The following is a 25,269-nucleotide window of genomic DNA, read 5'->3' on the forward strand; positions in this document are numbered from 1 at the left end:
CCGGAGCCCCGGGCTGGCGCACCGAGCAGATCCAGGAGAGCGACATGGCCGATTTCAAACCCGGACTGGAGGGCGTCGTAGCCTTCGAGACCGAGATCGCCGAACCCGACCGTGAGGGCGGCGCGCTGCGCTATCGCGGTGTCGACATCGAGGATCTCATCGGCCAGGTCTCGTTCGGCAATGTGTGGGCGCTGCTGGTGGACGGGCGCTTCGGCCCGGGCCTGCCGCCGGCCGAGCCGTTCCCGGTGCCGGTGCACTCCGGTGACATCCGCGTCGACGTGCAGTCCGCGGTGGCGATGCTCGCCCCGTACTGGGGGCTCAACCAGCTTCTCGACATCTCCGACGAGCAGGCCCGCGAGGACCTGGCCCGGGTGTCGGTGACCGCGCTCTCCTTCGTCGCCCAGTCCGCCCGTGGCCTCGGGCTGCCGGCGGTCCCGCAAAAGGAGATCGACAAGGCGTCCACCATCGTCGAGCGCTTCATGAAGCGCTGGCGGGGTGAGCCCGACCCGCGGCACGTCAAGGCCGTCGACGCGTACTTCATCTCGGCCGCCGAGCACGGCCTGAACGCCTCCACGTTCACCGCCCGCATCGTCGCCTCCACCGGCGCGGACGCCGCCGCCTGCATCTCCTCCGGCATCGGCGCGCTCTCCGGCCCGCTGCACGGCGGCGCCCCGTCGCGGGTGCTCAGCATGCTGGAGGCCGTCGAGCGCAGCGGCGACGCCGAGGGGTACGTCAAGGGCGTGCTCGACCGGGGCGAGCGGCTGATGGGCTTCGGCCACCGGGTCTACCGCGCGGAGGACCCGCGCGCCCGCGTGCTCCGCCGCACGGCGAAGGAGCTGGGCGCGCCCCGCTTCGAGATCGCCGAGGCGCTGGAGAAGGCCGCCCTGGCCGAGCTCCAGGCCCGCCGCCCGGACCGGGTGCTCGCCACGAACGTCGAGTTCTGGTCGGCCGTCGTGCTGGACTTCGCCGAGGTGCCCGCGCACATGTTCACCTCGATGTTCACCTGCGCCCGGATGGGCGGCTGGAGCGCCCACATCCTGGAGCAGAAGAAGCTCCAGCGGCTCGTCCGCCCCTCGGCCCGCTACGTCGGCCCGGGCCCCCGCAAGCCGCACGAGGTCGAGGGCTGGGACCTGGTCCCGCACGGCGTCTGAGTCGTCGGGACCGCTTCGCGACGCCTCCGGCGGCGTGCGGCCCCCTGTTGACACGTCCCCGAAGGCCCCGACCGCCCGGTCGGGGCCTTCGGCGCCCCCGCGACGGTTGTGGCGCAGGACTCAGGCCCGGTCGTGGGACCGGCGGTCGGAGGACCGCCCGCTGATGCGAGGATGAGGGTCGGCAGTGTCGCCGGACCGGGTACGGATCCCGGCCCAGCCGTGCGCGCCGCGCACGCCCCGCCGTCGATCCGCGCCCCTCACCTACGGGCCCGCCCTCGCCCATGCGGAAGGATCTCCAAGACCGTGGCTGACGCACCGACCATCCGGATTCCCGACGACATCAAGCCCGCCGACGGACGGTTCGGCTGCGGGCCGTCCAAGGTCCGTCCGGCGGCGGTCTCCGCCCTCGCCGACGTGGCGACCAGCTACCTGGGCACCTCGCACCGGCAGAAGACGGTCCGCGACCAGGTCGCGCGGCTGCGCCGGGGCATCGCCGAGTTCTTCTCCCTGCCGGAGGGCTACGAGGTGGTCCTGGGCAACGGCGGCACCACCGCGTTCTGGGAGGTCGCCACGTTCGGCCTCATCCGGGACCGGGCCCAGTTCGCGAGCTTCGGGGAGTTCGGCGCCAAGTTCGCCAAGTCCGTCAAGGACGCGCCGTTCCTCGGCGAGCCCACGATCCGCAAGTCCGAGGCGGGCAGCGCGCCCATGCTGGTGGCCGAGGCCGGGGTCGACGTCTACGCCACCCCGCACAACGAGACCTCGACCGGCGTTGCCGTGCCGATCAGCCGGGTGCCGGGCGCCGACGAGGGTTCGCTGCTCCTGGTGGACGCCACCTCCGGCGCCGGTGGCCTGGAGGTCAACGTCGGCGAGACCGACGTCTACTACTTCGCCCCGCAGAAGTGCTTCGGCTCCGACGGCGGCCTCTGGCTCGCCCTGGTGTCGCCGGCCGCGCTGAACCGGGCCGCCGAGATCAAGGCGTCCGGTCGCTACATCCCGGCCTTCCTCGACCTGGTCACCGCGATCGACAACTCGCGGCTGGAGCAGACGTACAACACGCCGGCGCTGGCGACGATCTTCCTGGCCGCGGAGCAGACCGACTGGATGAACTCGCAGGGCGGCCTGGCGTGGGCGGCCAAGCGCACGGCGGAGAGCGCCAGCATCGTGTACGGCTGGGCGGAGCGCTCGGCCGTCGCCACCCCGTTCGTCGCCGACCCGGCGCTGCGGTCCAACGTGGTCGCCACGGTCGACTTCGCCGACGGGGTGGACGCCACCGCGATCGCGAAGGCGCTGCGCGCCAACGGCATCGTGGACACCGAGCCCTACCGCAAGCTCGGCCGCAACCAGCTGCGGGTCGCGCTCTTCCCGGCCGTCGAGCCGGCCGACGTCGAGGCGCTGACCGCGTCGATCGACTACGTCGTCGAGCGACTCTGACGATCGTCACGGTGGGTGGCCAGCGAGGCCGCCTCGGCCACCCACCGTGATCATCGCCGCAGCTCAGTCGCGACATGCGGGTGTCGCATCCCCCACCTCTGGGCAGATGAGCGTACGGTGGTGCGAGACGCCCGGGTGGCCGGCCTGTGGCGTGCGGCCAGCGAAGCGGGACGGAGGCAACGCTATGCGCCCAGTACGCTTCGTCGCCCTCTCCGAGGACGGCCAGGCCCTGGTGCTCGCCGACGAGGTGGGGCGACTGCTCGCCCTGCCCATCGACGAGCGAGTCGCCACCGTGTTGCACGCCGAGCCCGGCGCCCCGCCGCTCGCGGTGGCCCCGTCTCCCACCCCCGAGCCGGCGCCTTCCCTGTCCCCGCGCGACATCCAGGCGCGGATCCGCTCGGGTGAGTCCGCTGAGGACGTCGCCCGCATCGCCGGTGTGCCGGTCGACCGGGTGCTGCGCTACGCCGGCCCCGTGCTCCAGGAGCGGGCGATGCTCGCGCAGCACGCCCGCCGCACGCGTCTCAGGGGCGCGGAGAAGCCCACGCCGCTCGCCGACGTGGTCAACGGTCGCCTGGCCCAGCACGGGATCGACACCGAGAAGATCTCCTGGGACGCGTGGCGTCGCGACGACGGCACCTGGCGGATCGTGGCCACCTGGCCGTCCGGCAAGGCCACCGCGCAGGCCGTGTGGGATCTGGACAAGACCCGGCAGTCCGTCACGCCGCACGACGACATGGCGCAGTACTTGTGCGCCGAGCGCCCCACGCCGATCCTCGGCCAGGAGCCGGCGCCCGAGCGCGGCGGCCACGCGCTGCCCGGCCCGTCGCGCGGCGAGCCCAGCCGGGGCGGGCACGGCCTGCCGGCACCGGCGGAGCACGCGCGCCCGGGCCGCGACCCGATCCGCGCCGGCCGGGACGCCCTGCTCGCCTCCCTCGACCGGCCGCTGGGCGGGACGTCCGGCCGCGGTCTCGAACCGCGTACCCCGGCCGCCCTGGCCGGGTCGGACGCGCCGCGTCAGCGTCCGGTCGGCGGTGGGGCGGCGGCCCTGCTCGGCGGCGGTCCCGGTTCCGCCTTCGACGACGACTCGGACGCGCCGAAGGAGGTCCCGGCCGTTCCGTCGCTGGCCGTCCTCCGACCGCGCCGGACGGGCGGGGCGGCGGCCGCCGGCGGCGAGTCGACCGACACCGGCAAGCCGCGCAAGCGGCTCCCGAGCTGGGACGACGTGCTCTTCGGCAGCGGCCCGGCGGCGCGCGAGTCCTCCTAGCCCGCGCCCTCGTCGGCTGCGGCGGTTGTCCGTCGCGGTCGACGGGCGGCGACCCGGCGGCGGCCGTGGCAGGGTTGGCCCATGGAGTACACGAACCTGGGTCGCACCGGCCTGTCGGTCAGCCGTCTCTGCCTCGGCACGATGAACTTCGGGCCGCAGACCGACGAGCCGGACAGCTTCGCCATCATGGACCGCGCCCTGGAGCACGGGATCAACTTCTTCGACACCGCCAATGTGTACGGCTGGAAGCTCGGCGAGGGGGTCACCGAGCGGATCATCGGCCGCTGGCTGGCGCAGGGCGGCGGCCGGCGCGACAAGGTGGTACTGGCCACCAAGGTGTACGGCAAGATGGGCGACTGGCCCAACGAGCAGGGCCTCTCCGCCCGGCACATCATCCGGGCCTGTGAGGACTCGCTGCGCCGGTTGCAAACCGACACCATCGACCTCTACCAGATGCACCACATCTCCCGGGCCACCCCGTGGGAGGAGATCTGGCAGGCCATGGAGACCCTGGTCGCCCAGGGCAAGGTGGTCTACGTCGGATCGTCCAACTTCGCCGGATGGCACATCTCGGTGGCGCAGGAGGCGGCCGGCCGGCGGAACTTCCTCGGCCTCGTCTCGGAGCAGTGCATCTACAACCTGCTCACCCGGCACGTCGAGCTGGAGGTCGTCCCGGCCGCGCAGCACCACGGCCTCGGCATCATCCCGTGGTCGCCGCTGCACGGCGGGCTCCTCGCCGGCGTGCTGCGCAAGATGGCCGAGGGCGGGGCGGCCCGTGGCACCACCGGCCGCGCCGCCGACGCGCTCGCCGAGCACCGGCCGACCATCGAGGCGTACGAGAAGCTCTGCGCGGACCTGGGACACGACCCGGCGGACGTGGCCCTCGGCTGGCTGCTCACCCGGCCCGGCGTGACCGCCCCGATCATCGGGCCGCGCACCGTCGAGCAGCTCGACCGGTCCCTCGGTGCCCTCGACGTGGCACTCGACGACGCCACGCTGACCCGTCTCGACGAGCTGTTCCCGCCGGTCGGCAACGGCGGCCCCGGCCCGGAGGCCTGGGCCTGGTGAGCGCCCGCGCCGGTCAGAGGGGCCAGGCGGCGACGCGGTCGTAGGTCGGACGGGGGCCCGGGTGGCTGCGCATCAGCACCAGTTCGCTGGCCGGCCACTCCGGGCCCTCGTACGCGTGCAGGGTCTCGACGTCGGCCGCCACGTCGGCCTCGGGCACCCGGTCGCCGGGGCGGGCGATCGTCAGGTGCGGGCGGAACGGCTTCTCGTCGTACGGCAGGCGGCCGTTGCGCAGGCGAGACCGGATGAGCCGGGACAACACGGTCAACGCGTCGACATCGCCGCGCAGGTCCACCCAGAGCACGGTGAAGCGACCCCGGCCGAATTTGCCGCCGCCGCCGAGCCGGAGTCGGGGTGCCGTCTCCCGCGCGTCCCGCGACCACTCGGCGGCCAGCCCGAGCGCGCTCTCCACCGCGGTCAGCCGGTCCGCCTCCACCTCACCGAAAAAGGCGAGCGTGACGTGCTTGTGGGCCGGATCGGCGAGGCGGACGTTGATCCCGTCGGCGGCCGCCGCGCCGACGCGCAATCGGGCGACCTGCGCGCTGAGGTGCTCCACGACGACGGGCGGCGGGTAGACGGCGGCGAAGAGCCTCAACCCCGGCCTCTCAACGGTGACGCTGATGGTGCTCGGCTCGGGCGGCGGGGAGGATCAGCCCGGCCCGGTGCAGTACGCCCTCGACCCGCACCCGTTCGATCTCGCGGTCGACCCCGGTCAGCTCGTCGAGGTGTTGGGCGATGCCGAGGGCCGCGCAGGCCCGGCGGAGCCGCTCGTCGTACGCCTGGAGCACCGCGCCGTGCCAGACCGCGGACCGTCCGCTCGCGCCGATCCGCTGGCCGCCGAGGCGGCGGAGGTCGGCGGCGAGCTGCTCCAGCGGGCGCCGGTCCGGCCGGTCGAACCCGCTCAGGTCCAGGTCCCGGGTGAGCGCGTCGGCCTCCACCGCCCGGTCCAGCCGGGCGATGGTGCGTCTTTCCCGCCGCCGCTCCCGCCACTCCCCGAAGCCGCAGACCAGCCGGTCCACCAGCTCGTCGGCGCAGAAGAGCAGCGCGATCACCACGGGAAGACACACCACGGCACCGACCATCAGGGTCAGCAGCAGCGCGCGTCCCAGCTCCACGAACCGACGCTAAGCCGACCGGTGCCGCCCCGCCACCGGATTCGCCGCATCCGCCCGTCAGAGACCGTCGGTAAACCCCGCGGCGGCTGCGGGGTCAGCCGACGGGCTCAAAGCCGCTCGGTGACGTAGAAGCGGGGCATCGGAAGGATCCGGAACCGCAGCCGGGCCCCGGAGCGGCGCAGCTGCCACGCCAGGGCGAGCAGGGCGGTGGCCAGGGTGACGAGACCGCCGATCCAGATGCTCGCGCCGGCGCCGTACGTCTCGGCGATCCAGCCGATGACCGGCGCGCCCACCGGGTTGGTGCCGAGGAACACCAGCACCCACAGCGCCATGACGCGGCCCCGGAAGGCGGCGTCGGTGCCGAGCTGGATCCGCTGGTTGCAGGCCTGCGCGAAGAAGACCATGAAGAACCCGGTCGGCAGGAGCAGCACGACCACCAGCCAGTACGTGGGAGCGAGCCCGACCAGCGTGCCGAAGGAGCCGCAACCCACGGCGGCGCCCAGCACCAGCCACACCGACGGGCGGCTGCGCCGACCGGTGCCGGCCAACGCCCCGACCAGCGCGCCCACCGCGAGGGCGCTGCTGAACAGGCCGAACGACGCGGCGCCGGTGTTGAAGACGGTCTTGGCCAGCGCGGCGAGGGTGAGCTGGAAGTTGAACATCGAGGTGGCGATCACCAGGATCATCACCATCGGCAGGAGCAGGTCGGGGCGGCCCCAGACGTAGCGCAGCCCGTCGACGACCTTGGCCGACGCCCGCTCGTCGCGGGGCGGCAGCGCCTCGCGGTGCAGCTCGGCCGGACGCATCCGGACCACGTTCACCAGCGGGGCGATCGAGCTGAGGGCGGTGACCAGGAAGACCGGGCCGACGTCGAAGGCGGCGATGGCCAGACCGGCGAGGGCTGGGCCGACGATCCGCGCGGAGTTGAAGGTCGCCGCGTTGAGCGAGAGCGCGTTCGGCAGCAGCCGCGTACCGACGAGCTCGGACACGAAGGCCTGCCGGACCGGCGTCTCCACCGCGTTGGCGACGCCGAGCGCGGCGGCGAAGGCGAAGACGTGCCAGAGCTCCACCAGCCCCGTGAGCACCAGCAGGCTCATCGCCAGCGAGAGCACGGTCCAGAACGCGTTGGCGACGAACAGCAGCACGCGCTTGTCGTACCGGTCGGCGAGCCGGCCGGAGAGAAGCGTGAGCAGCAGGACGGGGGTGAACTGGAGGGCCGTGACGATGCCGAGGGCGGTGGCCGAGTTGTCGGAGAGCTCGAGGACGAGCCAGTCCTGGGCGATGAACATCATCCAGACGCCGATCAGCTTGATCAGCTGCCCGGATGCGAAGAGCCGGTAGTTGCGGACCTGTAGGGACTGGAACATCGTGCTCAGCTTCGACTGCACTCTAGGTGCGCCTCCCTCGCGTACGCGTCATCACCGTCGGACGGCGCGGTCGCGGGTGGCTCGAAAGCCTCAGGCGCGGGCGAGCTGGTGCAGGATCTCCGCCGCCTGGCGCAGCGTGTCCTGGTCCTCCTCGCTCAGTTCGGCCAGCCGGTGGGCCAGCCACTCGTCCCGGGCACGCTCGAACTGGTCGAGCACCGCCCGGCCCCCCTCGGTCGCTGCGAGGATCACCTGCCGGCCGTCGGTCGGGTGGGGTGTGCGCTGCACGAGGCCACGCTCCTCCAGCTTCGCGACGATCTTGGTCATCGTCGGTGGCTGGACCCGTTCGACGTCGGCCAGCTCCCGGGGCGTCAGCGCGCCCGCCAGCCGGAGGCTGGTGAGCGCGGAGAGCTGGGTGACCGTCAGGTCACCGACCGGCCGGGCCTGCCGGACCCGCCGGTTGAGCCGGGTGATCGCATCACGCAACTGAACCGCCAGTTGCGCCGGTGGCATGCTCTTCGCCGTCACCGTCCGCTCCGTCACGATAGTTAGCCTAACTAATGAGCCTGGCTAACGACATGCGATATGACCATGCTCACGGGGAGGTTTGCCCTGCTCCGGGCCGGGAATCCGATGTGGAGCACCGGCCCGGAGCGGGACGTCACAGCAGCACGGACTCGATGGGCCCGCGCAGGAAGTACAGCACGAACAGGGCGGCGACGCCGTAGAGCAGCGGGTGGATGTCCCGCGCCTTGCCCTTCGCGAGCTTCATCACCACGTACGTGATCAGGCCGGCGCCGATGCCGTTGGAGATCGAGTACGTGAACGGCATCAGCACGATCGTGAGGAACGCGGGTATCGCGATCTCGTAGTCCGTCCAGTCGATCGTCCGGACCGCCGTCATCATCAGGAAGCCGACCACCACGAGCGCGGTCGACGCCGCCTCGAACGGCACGACCACCACCAGCGGCGCGAGGAACATCGCCAGCAGGAACAGCGCACCGGTGACCAGGTTGGCCGCACCGGTGCGGGCACCCTCCGCGACACCCGCGGCGCTCTCGATGTACGACGTGTTGCTGGACACGCTCGCCGCACCACCGCTGGCCGCGGCGATCGAGTCGACCAGCAGGATCTCCCGCGCCCGCGGCGGGGTGCCCCGCTCGTCGAGCATGCTCCCCTCCTGGCCGACCGCGACCATCGTGCCCATCGTGTCGAAGAAGTCCGTGATCAGCAGCGTGAACACGAACATCAGCACGACCAGCCAGCCGGCGCGGCTCCACGAGTCGAGCACGTTGAAGTTGCCGAGCAGGGACAGGTCCGGCACGTCCACGATCGTGCTCGGCAGCTCCGGCACGTTCAGCGCCCAGCCCTTGGGGTTCGCCACACCGTTCACGAAGGACGGGCCGATGTTCCCCAGTGCCTCGACGACCATCGCCAGCGCGGTCGAGGCCAGGATTCCGATCAGGATCGCGCCCTTGACCCGGCGTACCACCAGCACCAGGGTCAGCAGCAGACCCACCACGAAGACCAGCATCGGCCAGCTGACCAGCTTGCCGCCGATGCCCAGGCCGACCGGCACGGTGGTGTTCGCCTCGTCCGGGATCCGCCGTACGAAGCCCGCGTCGACCAGGCCGATGATGGTCAGGAAGAGGCCGATGCCGACGCCGATCGCGGTCTTCATCTGCGTGGGCACCGAGCGGAACACCGCCGTACGCAGACCGGTGAGCACCAGCACGGCGATGATCACACCCTCGATCACCACCAGACCCATCGCGTCCGCCCAGGTCATCTCCGGGGCGATCTCGTACGCGACCAGCGCGTTGACGCCGAGGCCGGCGGCGAGCGCCAGCGGGAACCGGCCGACGACACCCATGAGGATCGTCATCAGACCCGCGACCAGTGCGGTCGCCGCGGCGAGAGCGGGGATCGGCAGCTTCTGGCCGTCCTCGTCGACGGCGGCACCCAGGATGAGCGGGTTCAGCACGACGATGTACGCCATCGTGAAGAAGGTGGCCAGGCCACCACGGACCTCGCGGCTCATCGTCGAGCCACGGGCGGAGATCTCGAAGTAGCGGTCGAAACCGTTCCGCGGCTCTGCGGACGGTGTGCCGTTGTCGGGCGGGGCTACTGCCATCAGGTCCTCGCAGGTGATCTTCCGTTGTCGCGCCGCATCGTCCCAGATCACCGACCGGGCGGGAAAGTTCGTCCCGTACGCTTGCCGCGTGCCGAAGGAACAGCCACCGCGACCCGAGCCGCTCGACCCGCCGATGCTGCCGTTCGCCCTCGCGGGGATGGCCGCCTGGGCGGTCGCCGGGCTCGTGCTGCTGCTCCTCCGCGACCGGCTGGTCGAGGCCGGGCACGAGAACTGGCTGTGGACCTGCCTGGCCGGTTTTCTGTGGGGGTTCCCCGGTCTCGCCGTGATGATGCGGCACGACGCGAACCGTCGCCGCCGCCGCGCCGGCCACTGATCAGGGCCGGCCGGTCACCTCACGGGTGCCCGTACGGCTCCGCCGGCTCCGAGGCCTCCACCGACCCGTGCGCCCGGCTGACCGACACGGCCTCGACCGCGCTGTCGTCGTAGACCGTCGGCATCTCCTCGACCGGGGTCTCCGGGGTCTCGACGAGGATCTCCGAGTGGGCGCCGCAGCCGTGGTCGGAGCTGACCACCCGGCCGTCGTCCGGCGCGTAGAAGTTGCCGCAGGCGCCGAAGGCCTGCCGCATGGCGCCGGCCAGCGGCAGGTAGAAGCCGCACGTGCCGCAGCGGGCGGCGGCGGGGGCCGCGGTGGAGATCGGCGAGGCCGGCCCGTGGTCGCTGTCGTACCACCGCTGGGCGGCTTCAGTGCGCCCCTCCCGGGACAGCACCCGCGCCCGGCCGAGGCCCAGCTCCCACGCGGTCTCCTCGACCGCCGGGTCGTCGGAGAGCAGGTAACCGGGTTGGAGGCGCTCGTCCTCCGGCGGGGTGGGCAGCAGGTCACCGGGACCGAGGTCGCCCGGCTTGAGCCGCTCCTGCCAGGGCAGCCAGCCGGGAGCGAGCAGCGCGTCCGGGCCGGGCAGCAGGACGGTCTCGCAGATGGTCACGGTCCGGCTCCGGGGCACCCGGGTGACGGTGACCGCCCAGCGCCAGCCGCGGTAGCCGGCCAACCGGCACTCGAAGTAGTGCGTGACGAGGCGATCACCCTCCGCGACGGCCTGGATGTGGTCGCCGACGTCCGACGGGTCGACCTCGGTGATGGCGTCGCGCGCCAGCTCGACGGCGGCGGCGCAGACCTGGTCGAGGCGGGCGGCACGAGCGGAGGCGGGCCTGGTCACCCGACCATTGTTCCCCATGCGGACGGCAGCGTGACAGGCACTCCCCGGAACCATCTCCGGCGGTGGTGGCGCGTACGTCGAGCCGATGGGCGAGGATGGTGCTCATGCCGTTGTTCTCCCGCTCCGAGCGTTCCGTCCTCGGGCGGACCGTCGGCACGGGCATCAAGACCGTCCGTCTGCTGTTCCGCGGCTCGGTCAGCAGCAGCCGTTGGATGACCCGCTCGGCGGGGCGCGTCCGGGCCCGGGGCGCCGGCGGCGAGATCGGCATGGTCCGCCTGTTCGACCTGCACGCGATCTCCTGCGCCGGGGACACGCTCATCGCGATCGGCCTCGCCGGGACGATCTTCTTCAACGTCCCGCTCGGCGAGGCGCGCAGCAAGGTCGCGCTCTACCTGCTGGTGACCATGGTGCCGTTCGCCATGCTCGCGCCGGTGGTGGGCCCGCTGCTCGACCACTTCCGGCACGGCCGCCGGTACGCGCTGGCCGCCACCATGCTCGGGCGGGCCTTCCTGGCCTGGCTGATCTCCGACTACATCCACGGCTTCGGCCTCTACCCGGCGGCGTTCGGCGTCCTGGCACTCTCCCGCGCGTACGGGGTGGCCCGCTCGGCGGCCGTGCCCCGGCTGCTCCCGGAGGGCCTGGGCCTGTCCCAGGCCGGTGCCCGGGCCAGCGTCTACGGCACGATCGCCGGGGCCCTGCTCGCCCCGATCGGCCTGGCCGCCTTCTGGTTCGGGCCGCAGTGGCCCCTGCGGGTCGCCTCGGTGATCTTCCTGGTCGGCATGGTCATCGCGCTGCGCCTGCCGCCGAAGGCGGACTCGGAGCCGCCGGAGCGGGTGCCGCGCCCGCTGCGGGCGCTGGGGCGGCGTACCGGTGACCGGCCGCTGGGCCGGGGCCGCCCGCACGGCCGGCTGGTGATCGCCACCCTCGTCGGCGCCGCCACCCTGCGCGCCGTCTACGGCTTCCTCCTGCTCTTCCTCGCCTTCGCGATCAAGGCCGGTGACCTGACCACCACCTTCTTCGGCCGCGACCTCAGCGACGAGGCCGCGCTGGGCCTGATCGGCGGTGCCCTGGCGATCGGCAGCTTCCTCGCCACCGCGATCGGCACCCGGCTGCGCATCCACCGGCCGGCGGCGATCCAGTCGAGCGGCATGGTCGTCGTCGCCGGTGTGGCGGTCCTCGCCGCGCTGAAGTTCTCGCTCCCGATGGTCGCGCTGCTCTGCCTGGTCGCCGCCCTGATGAGCGGCATCGCCAAGCTGGCGGTCGACGCCTCGATCCAGGAACGCATCCCGGAGCGGCTGCGGGCCAGCTCGTTCGCCCACTCCGAGACCGTGCTCATGCTCGCCTTCGTCGCGGGCGGCGGCCTGGGGCTCGTCCCGTTCGACGGTCGGCTCGGCATCGCCGTCGCCGTGGGCGTGGCGGCGCTCGCCACCGCACGCGGCATCGTCGTCGCGGGCCGGCTCCGCGCCGAGAAGCTGGTCGGCCGGCCGCTCGCCGACGACGAGCTCACCGAGGACGAGTCGGCGCCCGACGAGCCCGGCCACCTCGGCCGAACCGTCGAGGACCCCACCCCCACCTCCCCCGCTCCCACCCGGGGCGGGCCGGTGGACGACGACGGACTGGCACCACCGGGCTACCACATCTACCGCCCGTCGTCGGCCGTCGCCGGCTCCGGCGGCACCGACGAGGAGACCCGGCGGGAGCCCCGGGGGCCGCTCACGTGACGCGGCTGCTCGTGCTCACCGCGGTGCCCGCGGAGGCCGACGCGGTCCGGGCAGGCCTTACGGCAGCCCTCTCGACCCCGACGGGCGTGCCGAGCCCGTCGGGTCTGCCGGCCGTGCCGGGCTCACCGGGTCTGCCGGGCGCGCCGGGCACCGCGAGCACCCCGGATCAGCTCGCCCGCGTGGCGTCGGTCGGCGTCGGTTCCGCGGTCGCGGCCGCGACCACCGCCCGGTTGCTGGCGCTGGCGGAGGCCACCGGGCAGCCGTACCGCGCGGTCGTCAGCGCCGGCGTCGCGGGCGGCTTTCCCGGTCGGGTGGAGGTCGGCGGCACGGTCGTCGGCACCAGCGCGATCGCCGCCGACCTGGGCGCCGAGTCCCCGGAGGGCTTCATCCCGGTCGACCAGCTCGGCATGCCGGCGGAGCTGCTCGGCGGCGGCACCACGATCACCGCCGATCCGGCGCTGGTCGCCGCCCTCCGGACCGCCCTCCCGGCCGCCGCCGTGGGCCCGGTGCTGACCGTCAGCACGGTCACCGGCACCGCTGTGAGCACCGACGAGCTACGCCGCCGGCATCCCGACGCCGTGGCCGAGGCCATGGAGGGGTACGGAGTGGCCGTCGCCGCCGCGCACGCCGGCCTGCCCTTCGTGGAGCTGCGTACGGTCTCCAACCCGGTCGGCCCCCGCGACCGCGACGCGTGGCGCCTGCGCGAGGCGCTCGCCGCCCTCACCGAGGCCGCCCCGGCCCTCCTGGCTCTGGCCGCTCAGTGACCGGCGGGCGAGCGGTCCAGCCGCAGCGTCCAGGCTCGCCTCTCGACGCGGTACCCACAGGCGAACAGCAGGCGGGACTCGACAACGTCGGCGAGCGCCCACGACGTCCGGACTCCCGCCCGATCCATCTCCTCCATGAGGCGCTCGACCAGCCGCCGGCCCACGCCCAGGCGCCGGTACCAGGCGGCTACCAGCACCCCGTCCAGCACGACCTCCCGCTCGTCACGCGGCTCGTCACCGTTGCGGAGATGCGGGCTGCACTCGTGGGCACGTAGTTCACCGATCAGGTCGCCGTCCGGCAGCTCGGCGACGAACCGCCACGAGGTCTCCGGCAGCCCGGCGGTCACGCGCCGCACTCGGAACGTCCGGCGGATCTCCTCGGCCCGCCGACGTTGGTCCCGGTACTGGCGGTTCCGCTCGTACGCGAACGCCGGAACCTTCAGCGGGTACCGCTCCGGCGGCAGCCGGTACCACTCTGCCCACCAGGCTCCCGGCCAGTCCCTCGGCTCACGGACCTCCCAGGCGTCGAGATGCGCCGGGTAGCGACGCCCCGCCTGGTCCGTCCACCCGTCGTGCGGCACCGGCGGCGGAGGCATCACATCCGCCACATCCGCCACATCCGCCGTGACGCCCGGCAGCCCCGCAACCACCACGCCGCCGGCCGCCCGGATCAACCGCTCCACCGTCCGGAACCGTGGATTCGTCGTTCGCTCCGCCTCGATGCGCGCCACGGTCGCCTGCGGCACGCCGGACTTCTCCGCCAGCTCCCGCTGGCTCAGATCCGCCGCGCGGCGCAGCGCTCGGAGCAGGGCCCCGAGTTCCACCACATCCGTCGACCCACCGCCTATCCCTCCGCCGCCTGGCAGCTCGCTCCCCGTCGATGCGTCCACGACGTCATGCTCCCCAGGCACCCCCAGCCGTTTCAACAGGCACCCGCTACTTGTGGAAAACCTGTGGAAAACCGGGCCGACCTGTCAGCGATGCACGCTTCCGCGGCACCTTTGGAGCTGACTCGTTCACGTCATCGCGCCGTCGACTCAGACCGGCGTGGTCGGATCAGACCGACCTGGTCGGACCTGAGGAGATGGGCGTTCCGCAGCATGTTCCTCCGGCGACGCGGCTGGTCCGCGAGGTGAAGCCGTCACCGGCGCCGGCTCCGGCGTCCGGCCACGTTCGCCGCTGCCGTGTCCGTCGCCGTCCCCGCCGCCGTCGCCGTCCCCGCCGCCGTCGCCGTCCCCGCCGCCGTCGCCGTCCCTGCCGCCGTCGCCGTCCGCGTCCCCGTCGCCGTCCGCGTCCCCGTCGCCGTCCGCGTCCCCGTCGCCGCCGCCGTGGCCGCCGGCCGGCGCCGATTGGATCCCTGATGCATCCACGACATCAGCTCCAAAGGGCGCCAGACGTCTCGCTACCCGCAGCTCGAAGCCGCCTGGGCGAGCTGCTGGACCCGCTCGCCGACCGGCTCTACATCCTGGCCACGCTGCAAGCCGAGCGACGGACAGCGGCGAATCTCTCGGGCAAACGCCGGCACCAGCCAGAGGCCGGAGGGCCGAGAGGGCGGAAGGCCGAGAGGGCGGAAGGCCGAGAGGGCGGAAGGCCGTGAGGCCGGGCTCACCGTCGCCACAGGGCGCAGTTGCCAGAGGGCGGGGCTCACAGTCGCGAGGGGCGGGGCTCACAGTCGCGAGGGCCGGGGTGGCTGCCCGGGTCGGGGGCGGGGCTACGGTGGGGGCGTGGCGCTCTCGCTGGCGATCTCGCCCTGCCCCAACGACACGTTCGTCTTCCATGCCCTCGTGCACGGGCAGGTGCCGGGGGCACCGCCGGTCGAGGTGACCTACGCGGACGTCGACGTCACCAACACCGCCGCCGAACGCGGGGCGTTCGACCTGGTCAAGGTGAGCTACGCGGCGCTTCCGTGGCTGCTCGACGACTACCACCTACTGCCGTGCGGCGGGGCGCTCGGCCGGGGCTGCGGCCCGCTGGTACTGACCCGGCCCGATTACGGCCAGGCCAACCGCGACCAGGCCGACCGTGACAACCGTGCTCGCGCGGACGTGGCCCGCGCCGATCGCGCGGACCTGACCGGCGCGACCGTCGCCGTACCGGGGGACCGGACCACGGCGTACCTGCTGTTCCGGCTGTGGTCGGCCGGGCGGCCGCCGGCCCGGATCGAGGTCGTGCCGTTCCACGAGATCATGCCGGGAGTGGCGGCCGGGCGGTACGACGCCGGTCTGGTGATCCACGAGGCGCGGTTCACCTATCCACGGCACGGTCTGACCGCCCTGGTCGACCTCGGCGAGTGGTGGGAGGCCGAGACCGGCCTTCCGATCCCGCTGGGCGCGATCCTGGCCCGGCGCGGCACGGTGGACCCGGAGGCCGCCGCGGAGTGGATCCGGGAGTCGGTCCGCCGGGCGTGGGCGGACCCGGCGGCCAGCCGGGAGTACGTGCTGACGCACGCGCAGGAGATGGAGCCCGACGTGGTGGACCGGCACATCGGCCTCTACGTCAACGAGTTCACCGCCGACCTGGGTGAGGCCGGGTTCGCCGCCGTCGAGGCGCTGCTCGGCCGGGCCGCCGACGCCGGGCTGGTGCCTCAGACCTCCAGCTCGCGGGCGACCGCGTGGACCAGCTGAGCGATCTTCTGCGCGGTCTTCCGGTCCGGGAAGCGGCCCCGGCGCAGGTCCGGCTGGACCTTCGCCTCGAGCACCTTGATCATGTCCTCGACGAGGCCGTGCAGCTCCTCGGCCGGCCGGCGGCGCAGCTCCGCCACCGAGGGCGGGGCCTCCAGCAGCTTGACCCCCATCGCCTGGGCTCCCCGGCGGCTGTCGACCACGCTGAAGTCGATCCGCTGCCCGCCCTTGATGTCGGTGACACCGGCCGGTAGCGCGGCCTTGGGCAGGAAGACGTCGCCACCCTCGTCACTGGTGACGAACCCGTATCCCTTGGTCGCGTCGTACCACTTCACTCGACCCGTCGGCACCTGAAAACCTCTGCTTCGCTCAAGACGTCTACTGCTTCAAGGCTAGCCGGATCATGCGGTCCAGCGCCCCCGGGAATCCAGTGAGATCATCCAGCACCAGCTCCGCCCCGGCCGTACGCAGCTCGTCGGCCGTACATGGACCAGTCGCCACCGCTATCCCGGGCACCCCGGCGGCCCGGGCGGCTGTCACGTCGGCCACGTGGTCGCCGACGTAGTGGGTGGCGCCGTGCTCCCGCAGGGCGGTCGCCTTCTCCTCGGCGAACAGGTCGCCGGCGACCTCGTCGACGTTCAGGCCCAGGTGGTCCAGGTGCAGCCGGGCCAGACGGCCGAGCTTGGCGGTGACCACGAGCACCCGCCCGCCGCGCGCGTGGACGGCCTCGATCGCCGCCCGGGCGCCGGGCAGCGGAACCGTCGGTGTGATCGCGTACGCCGGGTAGAGCTCGCGATAGGTGCGGACCGCGTCCTCGACCTGCTCCGGCGGGAACCACCGGGCGATCTCGGTCCGCAGCGGCGGCCCGAGCCGGGACACCGCGGCCTCGGGGTCCACGTGCACACCGGTCCGGGCGGTCAGCGCCCGGAACGCGGCGGCGATCCCGGGGCGGGAGTCGACCAGAGTCATGTCGAGGTCGAAACCGACCGTCGGCGGCGAAGGCATGCCGAAGACCGTACCCGTCCCCGCCGGGCGAGCCGGACGTCCGAGGGGCGGGAAGGCCTCCCGCCGGGCTAGCGTGGAACGACGATGAGCACCTCACTCGCCGACCACCTGCGCGCGCTGCCCGACGAGTCACTCGCCGCCCTGCTCCAGCAGCGGCCGGACCTCGTCGTGCCCGTGCCGGCCGACATCGCCGCGCTCGCCATCCGGGCCCAGTCCCGCGTGTCGGTGGCCCGCGCCCTGGACGGCCTGGACCAGTTCACGCTCCAGATCCTCGACGCCGCCCGCCTGACCCGGGACTCGGACGGCACCAGCAGCGTCGACGCGGTGCTCGGCATGGCGACCGCCGGGGCGCAGCCGCCCGCCCCGGCCACCGTACGGGCGGCGGTGGAGCGGCTCCGGTCCCTCCTGCTGCTGTACGGCCCGGACGACCGTCTCCACCTGGTCGGCGGCATCGACGAGATCTCCCCGTACCCGGCGGGGCTGGGCCGGCCGGCCGCGGAGCTGGACCTGCGGACGGCGGCGCTCTGCGCGGACCCGGCGAAGCTGCGGCGCACGCTGCTCGCGGCGCCGCCCTCGGCCCGGGCGATCCTGGACCGGCTGGCCGCCGGCCCGCCGGTGGGCAGCGTGCCGCCGGGTGCCTTGCAGGCTCCTCCGGTCGGCGCGGAGGACGACCTGCCGCCCGACCAGACGAACGGTGGGGCGCCGACCGGTTCGCCGGTGCGCTGGCTGGTCGACCACCGGCTGCTGGTGCCCGTCACCACCGGCCGGAGCGGCGGTGCCGGCACCGTGGAGCTGCCCCGGGAGATCGGGCTGCTGCTGCGCCGGGACACCGGCCCGCTCGGCCCGCTGCGCACCACCCCTCCGCCGGTGTCGGCGGCGCCCCGTGAGCCGAAGGCGGTCGACTCGGCCGGGGCCGGGCAGACCATGGAGGTCGTACGCCAGACGGAGTCGCTGCTGGAGCAGCTCGCCGTCGAGCCGGCCCCGGTGCTGCGCTCCGGTGGCCTCGGTGTCCGTGACCTGCGCCGGCTGGCTCGCGCCGTCGGGCTGGACGAGTCGGCGGCCGCCCTGCTGCTGGAGGCGTCGTACGCGGCGGGGCTGACCGGCGAGTTGGAGCTGCCCGGGGCGGTGACGACCCGCCACGGCGCGGACCAGCAGGTGGTGCCGAGCGCCGGGTACGAGGTGTGGCGGGCCGGATCGCTGGCCCAGCGGTGGGAGCAGTTGGCCCGGGCGTGGCTGACGATGACCCGGCAGCCGGGGTTGGTCGGTCAACGCGACGACCGGGACCGGCCGATCACGGTGCTCTCCCCGGAGGCGGAGCGGGCCGGGGCGCCGAACGTCCGGCGGGCGGTGCTCCAGGTCCTCGCGGATCTGGAGCCGGCCACCGCGCCCACTCCCGAGGAGGTGCTGGAGGTGCTCGACTGGCGGGCGCCGCGGCGCAGCCGGGGCCGGGAGGCGGCGCACCGGGAGGTGCTGGCCGAGGCGGCCACGCTGGGCGTGACGGGGCTGGGGGCGCTCACCTCGTACGGGCGGCTGCTGCTCGCCGACGTGACGTCGGGCGACGAGCGGGGTACGGACGACCCGCTGGGGCTGCGGGCCGAGGCCGAGGGCGAGCCGTCCACGGCCGTCCGCGCCCTCGACGCGCTACTACCCGCCCCGGTCGACCACTTCCTCGTCCAGGCCGACCTGACCGTGGTGGTGCCCGGCCCGGCCGACCCGACGCTCGCCGCGGAACTCGACGTGGTGGCCGAGCACGAGTCGGCCGGCGGCGCCAGCGTGCACCGCGTCACCCCGGCGAGCGTGCGCCGGGCGCTGGACGCCGGCTACTCCGCCGACGACCTGCACGGGTTGTTCCGGCGGCGCTCCCGTACCCCGGTGCCGCAGGGGCTCACGTACCTGGTGGACGACATCGCCCGCCGGCACGGCGGCCTGCGGGTCGGCTCGGCCGGGGCGTACGTGCGCAGCGACGACGAGGCACTGCTCACCGAGGTAATGGCGGACAAGCGGCTGGAGGCGTTGGCGCTGCGCCGGCTCGCGCCGACCGTGCTGGCCACCCCGTACCAGGTGGGCCGGATGCTGACGATGTTGCGCGAGGCGGGGTACGCGCCGGTGCCGGAGGACGCCACGGGCGCTGCCGTGCTCACCCGGCCCAAGGCGCGCCGGGCGCCGACGCGTGTGTCGGTCGCCGCGCGGACGGTGGACCCGCTGACGGCCCCGAAGCTGCCGATGCCCCGCCTGCTCGGGGTGGTCGAGCAGATCCGGCGTGGCGACGCCGCCGCCCGGGCGGCCCGGCGGGCACCGGCGGTGGTACGCGGTCAGGTCCCCACCGGCCCGGTGCCGGTGCACAGTCACACCGACGCGCTGGCGGTCCTCCAGCAGGCGGTACGGGACAAGGCGCTGGTCTGGGTCGGGTACGTCGACGCGCACGGGGCGACCGCGTCCCGGCTGGTGCGGCCGGTGTCGATCGGGGCGGGTTACCTCCGGGCCGAGGACGAGCGGACGGAGATGCTGCACACGTTCGCCCTGCACCGGATCACGGCGGCGGTGCTGGAGGAGTGACCCGGGCGGCCGGGCGGCGCGGTCAGCGTCGGTTGCGGCGGAACGTCCCGACGACCGCGATCACCAGCAGCAGGCCGAACCCGGTGCCGGCGGTCTCCCCGACGGAGGCGACGAAGCCCTGGCGCTGCACGAGCCAACCGAAGAGGAACCAGGCGAAGAGAAGAATCCCGGCCGCCGCGTACGCGACCATGGTGGCGGTGGAGACCGGCTCAGCCGGCGCCTGCCGCGCCTCGGTAACCACGTCCTGGTCGACGGTCATCTCCGCCCTCCCCGTTCGTGCGGGAACCTGGAGTCCAGAGTGTCACCCGGAACGGCTGCCGACCAGCACCACGCGGCTGCCGACCCGGCCGAGCTCCCAGTAGCGGACGGCGTCGGAGTGCAGCAGGTTGACGCATCCGTGCGAGCCGATCGACCCGTCGTGCAGGTAGGTCGTGGTCTCGTGGAAGCCCATGCCCCGGGTGAAGTGCTGCCAGTACGGCAGCCACACCTCGTACGGGTTGGACCACTCCTTCAGGTTGCGGCGGTCGATGGTGAACGTGCCGGCCGGGGTGCGGAAACCGGCCATGCCGGTGCGGGTCACCGTCGGCTTGACGATCACCCGGCCGTCGCGCATCACCCAGGTGGTCTGCCGGGTCAGGTCGACGCAGAAGGTCAGCCCGGGACGGTCGCCGCACACGTCGGTGTCGGTGGTGGCGAGCCGCTTCGCCACGTCGTACGTGGTCGGGCCGGCCCGGCCGGTGGCGGAGCGGATGTCGTACCTGCGCTGGAACCGCTTGATGGCGGCGCAGTCGGCGGCGGACTGGCGGCCGTCCACGGTCACCGCCCCGAAACCGCCCAGCCGGGCGAGGTACGTCTCGACCTGGCGCTGGTGCTCGCCCTGCGGGCAGCCGGCGGGTGAACCGCTCGGCCGGGGCGAGGTGCGGCTGGGCTCCGGTTCGGCCGCCGGGCTCGACCGGGGGGTCGTGGGCTTCGGCTTCGGCTTCGGCGATGTCGTCGCCGGGGCCGGCCGGTCCGGCCCGGGCGTACCGCTCGCCCCCGATGGTTGCTCCGCCGCTCCGACCGGCACGGGCCCCCCGCCCCCACCGCCCTCGGCCTGCGGATCGAACGTGCACGCGCCGGCGCCGACCAGCGTGACCATCGCCACGGCGAGGAGCCGGCTGGCGAGCCGGAACTGGATCATGGCGCCTCCCCTGGGACGGTGGTCTGCCCTACAGACGTACGGCATGGGCGCAACGGTTGCACCGGATGCACGTTTTCCTCACGTCGCGTGAGTGCGTGCAACACTGGATGGTCGGCCAGCGGCAGGTCGCCCGCGTACAGCGGTGACTCCGAAGATCGAAGAGAGGCGCCTTCAGTGAGTGGTGGACCCCTGATCGTGCAGTCGGACAAAACCCTGCTGCTGGAGATCGACCACCCGGACGCGCAGGCCTGCCGGATGGCGATCGCCCCCTTCGCCGAGCTGGAGCGCTCTCCCGAGCACGTCCACACGTACCGGCTGACGCCGCTGGGCCTGTGGAACGCGCGGGCCGCCGGCCACGACGCCGAGGCCGTGGTCGACGCGCTGATCAAGTACAGCCGCTACCCGGTGCCGCACGCGCTGCTGGTCGACGTGGCCGAGACGATGGACCGGTACGGCCGCCTCCAGCTCGCCAACGACCCGGCGCACGGCCTGGTCCTGCGTGCCCTGGACCGGGTGGTCCTGGTCGAGGTCGCCAAGAGCAAGAAGCTCGCCGGCATGCTCGGCAACAAGATCGACGACGACACGATCGCCGTGCACCCGTCCGAGCGGGGGCGGCTCAAGCAGGCGCTGCTCAAGCTGGGCTGGCCGGCGGAGGACCTGGCCGGGTACGTCGACGGCGAGGCCCACCCGATCGAGCTGGCCGAGGCCGGCAAGGACGGCCGGAAGCCGTGGACGCTGCGGTCGTACCAGCGGGAGGCCGTCGAGGCGTTCTGGGCCGGCGGCTCGGGTGTCGTCGTGCTGCCCTGCGGCGCGGGCAAGACGCTGGTCGGCGCGGCGGCGATGGCCGAGGCGAAGGCGACCACGCTGATCCTGGTCACGAACACGGTCGCCGGGCGGCAGTGGAAGCGGGAGCTGATCGCCCGCACGTCGCTGACCGAGGAGGAGATCGGCGAGTACTCGGGCGAGCGCAAGGAGATCCGCCCGGTCACCATCGCCACGTACCAGGTGCTCACCTCGCGGCGCGGCGGCGCGTTCACCCACCTGGACCTGTTCGGGGCCCGCGACTGGGGCCTGGTCGTCTACGACGAGGTGCACCTGCTGCCGGCGCCGATCTTCCGCTTCACGGCGGACCTGCAGGCCCGCCGCCGGCTCGGCCTCACCGCGACATTGGTACGCGAGGACGGCCGGGAGGGCGACGTGTTCAGCCTGATCGGCCCCAAGCGGTACGACGCGCCGTGGAAGGACATCGAGGCGCAGGGCTGGATCGCCCCGGCCGAGTGCACCGAGGTACGCGTGACGCTGACCGACGCGGAGCGGATGGCGTACGCGACCGCGGAGGCTGAGGAGCGCTACCGGATGGCGGCGACCGCCCGCACGAAGCTGCCGGTGGTTCGCGCGCTGGTCGAGCGACACCCGGGTGAGCAGGTCCTCGTCATCGGCGCGTACATCGACCAGTTGCACCAGCTCGGCGAGTACCTGGACGCGCCGATCGTGCAGGGGTCCACGACCAACAAGGAGCGGGAGCGGCTGTTCGACGCGTTCCGCTCGGGTGAGCTGCGCACGCTGGTCATCTCGAAGGTCGGCAACTTCTCGATCGACCTGCCGGAGGCGGCGGTGGCGATCCAGGTGTCCGGCACGTTCGGGTCGCGGCAGGAGGAGGCGCAGCGGTTGGGCCGAGTGCTCCGCCCGAAGGCCGACGGCCGGCAGGCGCACTTCTACACGGTGGTGTCCCGGGACACGATCGACACCGAGTACGCGGCGCACCGGCAGCGCTTCCTCGCCGAGCAGGGGTACGCGTACACCATCGTCGACGCCGACGACGTCCTCGGCCCGAAGCTCCCCACGATCGACTGATCGGCGCGACGATCGGCGGGCCCTCCACGCCCAGATCCCTCTCGTTGCCTTTGGAGCTGATGTCGGAAACGACTCATCGGCGAAGACCGGCGGCAAGCGGTTCGGGCACCTGTTCGCCCTGCTCCTCCATGTCGGCGACGACGTCACGCAGCAACTCCTGGAGGCCGTGCAGCGCCTCAATCTGCGAGGGGGCCAGCCAGGCGAGGGACGGGAACTCGACACAGGTAGCGACGAACTGGTGGTCCTCGACGGACCAGGTGACGCGGTAGGTGTAAAGGCTGATATCGGGACGGGAACCCGCCTGCATCACATGGCCTCCTTTCGATCACTCAAAGTCTAGAGCGTTTTACTACCCGCATCTAGTACCCTAGACTTGCCGCGTGAAGCGGGTTGACCTGATCAACAGGATCAGCAAGGCGGCTGCCGACGCTGGCGTGACCTTCGAAAAGGTCCGCGAGGGTGGCAGCCACACGATCTACAGGTACGGCTCGCAGAACGTGGTCATACCTCGACATAAGGAGATCAACGAACTCACCGCGCGGGGTATCCTGCGCACCCTGGGCTTGTGGTGAAAGGGGGGCCCTCGCCGATGAAGTACACCGCCAGATGCGTACGCTCGGGCACTTGGTGGGCGATTAGCGTGCCGGAGATCAAGGGCGTTTTCTCTCAGGCTCGCCGTCTCGACCAGGTTGAAGGGATGGCGCGTGAAGCCATCGCCCTCATGCTCGACGTCGACCCGCAGAGCTTCGACGTCGACGTACAGCCCGACCTGCCACAAGAGGTGACCCGCGCCCGCAAGGCCCGCAGCGCCCTGCGCAAGGCCGAAGAGTCCGCCGAAAAGGCAACCGTCACCGCCGCACGCGCACTACTGGCAAAGGGCTACACGGTCCGCGACGCGGGCGCGCTTCTTGGAATCTCCCCGCAGCGCGTGTCGCAGCTAGCGCCGAAGAAGGCTGCGGCCGGCGGCTCCAGCAGCAAAATCGGCAAGGGCAGGAAGGCCGCGCTCAAGCAGGAACAGCAAACCGCCGCCGCTTGATGCGGCCCTCGTGGCACGGGCGTTGCCCTTACCCACCTGGACCTGTTCGGTGCCCGCGACTTGGGTCTGGTCATCTACGACGAGGTGCATCTGCTGCCCGCGCCACTCTTCCGCTTCACCTGGAACCTTCAGGCTCCGACGACATCCTCGGCCCGAAGCTGCCCACGATCGACTGACCGGGCTTGATCGACTCCATGCCGGCGGCATCGCGGTATCCCGCCCGCCCGGACACCGCAATGCCGGCGGCATGGAGCCGGATCGTGGCGTCCGCACTACGGCGCGCCACTTCTGCATGCATAATGAATGCATGGTTGCTCTCCAGATCCGCGACGTGCCGGAAGAAGTGCGGGATGCCTTGGCTGCCCAGGCCAAGGCGCGCGGGCAATCGCTTCAGGCGTACCTACTGGAGCTGGTGGAGACGCAGGCCCGACGCCTGCGCAACACGGCGGCCCTTGATCGCTTCGCCGGCCGCTCGGACGGCACCCGCTCCCTGCCGGGCGAGAGTGCCGCCGAGTTGACGGAGCAGCGGGAGCAGCGGGGAGACGCGGCGTGATCGTCGTGGACGCGTCCACACTCGCCGACGCTCTGGTTGACGACGGACCCGTCGGCGACGCGGCGCGGGCGGCTCTGACCGGAGATCCGCACTGGGCTGCTCCCACCCACCTCCTGGTCGAGGTCATGTCCGTGATCAGGGGCAAGGTGCTCGGCAACAAGCTCGGCCTCGCCCGGGCGCAGGAAGCGATCGAAACGCTCCCGTCGCTGGTCATCGACGAGGTTGACACCTCGGTGCTGCTCGATCGGATGTGGCAACTGCGCGGCAACCTGTCGGCCTACGACGCGACGTATGTCGCGGTTGCGGAACTGATGGCGTGTCCACTCGTGACCGGTGATGGTCGCCTCGCCAAAGCCAGCGGCGTCCGTTGTGAGATTCAGCTGATCACCGCCTGCTGAGGGGCGCGCCCGCGCCCACTCCCACCGGGAGGGTCAGCGCTTCCTCGACTCGGCAACGAAGACGCCGCGCCCCGGGCGGCCGACCAGCACACCCTGCCCTCGCAGCCGTGCCACCGCACGGTGAATCGTCGACACCGACACGTCGTAGTGGTCAGACAGTTCCTGAGTGGACGGTATCTGCGACCCGGGCTGGAACTCGCCCACCTCGATCCGCCTCAGCAGATCCTTGATCAACTCGTCCATGGTCGGCGGAATCGGCACGTGAAGGCCCCTTGCAGTCGGTTGGCCCTCCCTGCTGCCGTACCGCCGATTGAGGCTGCGGTGGCAGGGCGGGGCGGCGTGAGAAACCACGTCCGGCAGAAGTCCGCCCGCCCCAGCGACTACGCCCCTGGCAGGTCCGCGAGCGGTGCTTCAACGTACGCCGGCGCGGCCTCGACCCGGTCGAGATCCGCGCCTTCCTGCACCAGGTGGCCGACGAACTCACCGCCGCGCAGACCGCCCTGGTCGCGATGCAGGAGGAGAACGTACGGATCAAGAACGCGCTGCGCGCGTGGCAGAGCGCCCAGTCGGCGAACCACCGTTACCGATGACCGACCGCTGGGTGATCCACCTGCCGGTCACCGCGCCCGACCTCCACCGCGCCCGGATCTTCGCCCGTACCGCTGCCCGGGTGCTGGCCCGGCTCAGCGCCCGGGTCGAGCCGGGCGGGGTGACCGTCTCGGCGGAGGACCAGCAGAACGTACGCCACTGGGTTTTCTGCGACCGGCCACTGCCCGGCGGAGCGCGGTGTGCGCTGCCAGCCGAACACCTGGCGCCGTGCTCGCGCCGGCTACCGCCGCGCGTCGGCTGAGCCGGGGAGCCGACCCGGCGACCACGGCAGGC

The 25,269-nt window shown here is 72.8% G+C and carries 29 protein-coding genes and 1 pseudogene; 17 read left to right on the forward strand and 13 right to left on the reverse strand.

Features of this window, described 5'->3' with window-relative positions; all coding sequences use genetic code 11:
• The first annotated feature begins 44 nt into the window (after positions 1-44).
• From HCJ94_RS03890 to HCJ94_RS03905, 4 genes are all read left to right on the forward strand, one after another.
• Entirely contained in the window at positions 45-1,151 is a 1,107-nt protein-coding gene (locus HCJ94_RS03890; protein WP_167999563.1) for a citrate synthase 2, read from the forward strand.
• A gap of 303 nt (positions 1,152-1,454) precedes the next feature.
• On the forward strand, positions 1,455-2,582 hold the full coding sequence (serC, locus tag HCJ94_RS03895; RefSeq protein ID WP_167999564.1) for a phosphoserine transaminase: 1,128 nt from the start codon (positions 1,455-1,457) through the stop codon (positions 2,580-2,582).
• A 184-nt stretch (positions 2,583-2,766) separates the two neighbouring features.
• Complete coding sequence (gene sepH, locus HCJ94_RS03900) at positions 2,767-3,846, forward strand: septation protein SepH (protein ID WP_167999565.1); 1,080 nt, start codon at positions 2,767-2,769, stop codon at positions 3,844-3,846.
• Between the two features lie 81 nt (positions 3,847-3,927).
• Positions 3,928-4,914 (forward strand): aldo/keto reductase, encoded by a 987-nt coding sequence (locus tag HCJ94_RS03905; RefSeq protein ID WP_167999566.1) that lies wholly within the window; start codon positions 3,928-3,930, stop codon positions 4,912-4,914.
• A 13-nt stretch (positions 4,915-4,927) separates the two neighbouring features.
• Here HCJ94_RS03905 and thpR read toward each other — a convergent pair whose 3' ends face one another.
• The 5 genes from thpR to HCJ94_RS03930 form a co-directional block, all read right to left on the reverse strand.
• A complete protein-coding gene (gene thpR / locus HCJ94_RS03910; RefSeq protein ID WP_167999567.1) occupies positions 4,928-5,506 on the reverse strand; it encodes an RNA 2',3'-cyclic phosphodiesterase in 579 nt (192 codons plus the stop codon).
• 10 nt (positions 5,507-5,516) lie between these two features.
• Positions 5,517-6,026, reverse strand: coding sequence for a hypothetical protein (locus HCJ94_RS03915; protein WP_167999568.1), 510 nt, complete (start codon positions 6,024-6,026; stop codon positions 5,517-5,519).
• Between the two features lie 107 nt (positions 6,027-6,133).
• Entirely contained in the window at positions 6,134-7,414 is a 1,281-nt protein-coding gene (locus tag HCJ94_RS03920) for an MFS transporter (RefSeq protein WP_167999569.1), read from the reverse strand.
• 69 nt (positions 7,415-7,483) lie between these two features.
• A complete protein-coding gene (locus HCJ94_RS03925; protein ID WP_309227136.1) occupies positions 7,484-7,933 on the reverse strand; it encodes a MarR family winged helix-turn-helix transcriptional regulator in 450 nt (149 codons plus the stop codon).
• Positions 7,934-8,051: 118 nt separating this feature from the next.
• Positions 8,052-9,524 carry an NCS2 family permease gene (locus HCJ94_RS03930; protein ID WP_167999570.1) on the reverse strand — a complete coding sequence of 491 codons (1,473 nt, stop codon included), beginning with the start codon at positions 9,522-9,524 and terminating at the stop codon, positions 8,052-8,054.
• A gap of 88 nt (positions 9,525-9,612) precedes the next feature.
• Between HCJ94_RS03930 and HCJ94_RS03935 the strand changes: the two genes are divergently transcribed.
• Positions 9,613-9,858, forward strand: a complete 246-nt coding sequence (locus tag HCJ94_RS03935; protein ID WP_167999571.1) for a DUF2530 domain-containing protein — start codon at positions 9,613-9,615, stop codon at positions 9,856-9,858.
• 19 nt (positions 9,859-9,877) lie between these two features.
• Here HCJ94_RS03935 and HCJ94_RS03940 read toward each other — a convergent pair whose 3' ends face one another.
• Positions 9,878-10,717 (reverse strand): DUF3027 domain-containing protein, encoded by an 840-nt coding sequence (locus HCJ94_RS03940; protein ID WP_167999572.1) that lies wholly within the window; start codon positions 10,715-10,717, stop codon positions 9,878-9,880.
• 86 nt (positions 10,718-10,803) lie between these two features.
• On the opposite strand from HCJ94_RS03940, the gene HCJ94_RS03945 reads away from it, so the two are divergent.
• Positions 10,804-12,420: an MFS transporter gene (locus HCJ94_RS03945; RefSeq protein ID WP_167999573.1), complete on the forward strand. Its 1,617-nt coding sequence runs from the start codon at positions 10,804-10,806 to the stop codon at positions 12,418-12,420.
• Positions 12,417-13,184, forward strand: coding sequence for a futalosine hydrolase (locus HCJ94_RS03950; RefSeq protein ID WP_167999574.1), 768 nt, complete (start codon positions 12,417-12,419; stop codon positions 13,182-13,184). The genes HCJ94_RS03945 and HCJ94_RS03950 overlap by 4 nt, the downstream gene beginning before the upstream one ends.
• Here the strand turns inward: HCJ94_RS03950 and HCJ94_RS03955 are convergent.
• Positions 13,178-14,008, reverse strand: coding sequence for a GNAT family N-acetyltransferase (locus HCJ94_RS03955; protein ID WP_309227137.1), 831 nt, complete (start codon positions 14,006-14,008; stop codon positions 13,178-13,180). The two genes, HCJ94_RS03950 and HCJ94_RS03955, sit on opposite strands and share 7 nt — an antisense overlap.
• A gap of 360 nt (positions 14,009-14,368) precedes the next feature.
• Between HCJ94_RS03955 and HCJ94_RS31620 the strand changes: the two genes are divergently transcribed.
• Entirely contained in the window at positions 14,369-14,545 is a 177-nt protein-coding gene (locus HCJ94_RS31620) for a hypothetical protein (protein WP_167999474.1), read from the forward strand.
• Between the two features lie 363 nt (positions 14,546-14,908).
• Positions 14,909-15,808, forward strand: coding sequence for a 1,4-dihydroxy-6-naphtoate synthase (locus tag HCJ94_RS03965; protein ID WP_167999575.1), 900 nt, complete (start codon positions 14,909-14,911; stop codon positions 15,806-15,808).
• Here HCJ94_RS03965 and HCJ94_RS03970 read toward each other — a convergent pair.
• Both HCJ94_RS03970 and HCJ94_RS03975 read right to left on the reverse strand, forming a co-directional pair.
• Entirely contained in the window at positions 15,769-16,155 is a 387-nt protein-coding gene (locus tag HCJ94_RS03970) for a cold-shock protein (protein WP_167999576.1), read from the reverse strand. The two genes, HCJ94_RS03965 and HCJ94_RS03970, sit on opposite strands and share 40 nt — an antisense overlap.
• A gap of 28 nt (positions 16,156-16,183) precedes the next feature.
• The gene (locus HCJ94_RS03975; RefSeq protein WP_167999577.1) at positions 16,184-16,810 is read right to left on the reverse strand and encodes an HAD family hydrolase; all 627 of its coding nucleotides are present in this window, start codon (positions 16,808-16,810) and stop codon (positions 16,184-16,186) included.
• 84 nt (positions 16,811-16,894) lie between these two features.
• Here HCJ94_RS03975 and HCJ94_RS03980 point away from each other — a divergent pair, with 84 nt between their 5' ends.
• On the forward strand, positions 16,895-19,366 hold the full coding sequence (locus tag HCJ94_RS03980) for a helicase-associated domain-containing protein (protein WP_167999578.1): 2,472 nt from the start codon (positions 16,895-16,897) through the stop codon (positions 19,364-19,366).
• A gap of 22 nt (positions 19,367-19,388) precedes the next feature.
• On the opposite strand, the gene HCJ94_RS03985 is transcribed toward HCJ94_RS03980, so the two are convergent.
• Together HCJ94_RS03985 and HCJ94_RS03990 are read right to left on the reverse strand one after the other, a co-directional pair.
• A complete protein-coding gene (locus HCJ94_RS03985) occupies positions 19,389-19,625 on the reverse strand; it encodes a hypothetical protein (protein WP_167999579.1) in 237 nt (78 codons plus the stop codon).
• 42 nt (positions 19,626-19,667) lie between these two features.
• A complete protein-coding gene (locus HCJ94_RS03990) occupies positions 19,668-20,546 on the reverse strand; it encodes a L,D-transpeptidase family protein (RefSeq protein WP_167999580.1) in 879 nt (292 codons plus the stop codon).
• 174 nt (positions 20,547-20,720) lie between these two features.
• On the opposite strand from HCJ94_RS03990, the gene HCJ94_RS03995 reads away from it, so the two are divergent.
• Entirely contained in the window at positions 20,721-22,400 is a 1,680-nt protein-coding gene (locus HCJ94_RS03995; protein WP_167999581.1) for a DNA repair helicase XPB, read from the forward strand.
• A gap of 73 nt (positions 22,401-22,473) precedes the next feature.
• Here HCJ94_RS03995 and HCJ94_RS04000 read toward each other — a convergent pair whose 3' ends face one another.
• Positions 22,474-22,707, reverse strand: a complete 234-nt coding sequence (locus HCJ94_RS04000; protein ID WP_240943909.1) for a hypothetical protein — start codon at positions 22,705-22,707, stop codon at positions 22,474-22,476.
• Between the two features lie 73 nt (positions 22,708-22,780).
• Between HCJ94_RS04000 and HCJ94_RS04005 the strand changes: the two genes are divergently transcribed.
• From HCJ94_RS04005 to HCJ94_RS04020, 4 genes are all read left to right on the forward strand, one after another.
• Positions 22,781-22,972: a type II toxin-antitoxin system HicA family toxin gene (locus HCJ94_RS04005; RefSeq protein WP_167999582.1), complete on the forward strand. Its 192-nt coding sequence runs from the start codon at positions 22,781-22,783 to the stop codon at positions 22,970-22,972.
• Positions 22,973-23,040: 68 nt separating this feature from the next.
• Complete coding sequence (locus HCJ94_RS04010) at positions 23,041-23,436, forward strand: type II toxin-antitoxin system HicB family antitoxin (protein ID WP_167999583.1); 396 nt, start codon at positions 23,041-23,043, stop codon at positions 23,434-23,436.
• A 307-nt stretch (positions 23,437-23,743) separates the two neighbouring features.
• Entirely contained in the window at positions 23,744-23,989 is a 246-nt protein-coding gene (locus tag HCJ94_RS04015; protein WP_167999584.1) for a FitA-like ribbon-helix-helix domain-containing protein, read from the forward strand.
• Positions 23,986-24,387 carry a type II toxin-antitoxin system VapC family toxin gene (locus HCJ94_RS04020; RefSeq protein ID WP_167999585.1) on the forward strand — a complete coding sequence of 134 codons (402 nt, stop codon included), beginning with the start codon at positions 23,986-23,988 and terminating at the stop codon, positions 24,385-24,387. Before HCJ94_RS04015 ends, HCJ94_RS04020 begins: the two co-directional genes overlap by 4 nt.
• A gap of 33 nt (positions 24,388-24,420) precedes the next feature.
• On the opposite strand, the gene HCJ94_RS04025 is transcribed toward HCJ94_RS04020, so the two are convergent.
• Positions 24,421-24,648 carry a winged helix-turn-helix domain-containing protein gene (locus HCJ94_RS04025; protein WP_309227138.1) on the reverse strand — a complete coding sequence of 76 codons (228 nt, stop codon included), beginning with the start codon at positions 24,646-24,648 and terminating at the stop codon, positions 24,421-24,423.
• 119 nt (positions 24,649-24,767) lie between these two features.
• On the opposite strand from HCJ94_RS04025, the pseudogene HCJ94_RS04030 reads away from it, so the two are divergent.
• Positions 24,768-24,977: pseudogene (locus HCJ94_RS04030) on the forward strand (DivIVA domain-containing protein); the annotation flags it as partial.
• Positions 24,974-25,237 (forward strand): hypothetical protein, encoded by a 264-nt coding sequence (locus HCJ94_RS04035; RefSeq protein WP_167999586.1) that lies wholly within the window; start codon positions 24,974-24,976, stop codon positions 25,235-25,237. The pseudogene HCJ94_RS04030 and the gene HCJ94_RS04035, both read left to right, overlap by 4 nt.
• Positions 25,238-25,269 lie beyond the last annotated feature (32 nt).

This window comes from Micromonospora thermarum (assembly GCF_012034245.1).
Taxonomy (GTDB): Bacteria; Actinomycetota; Actinomycetes; order Mycobacteriales; family Micromonosporaceae; genus Micromonospora; species Micromonospora thermarum.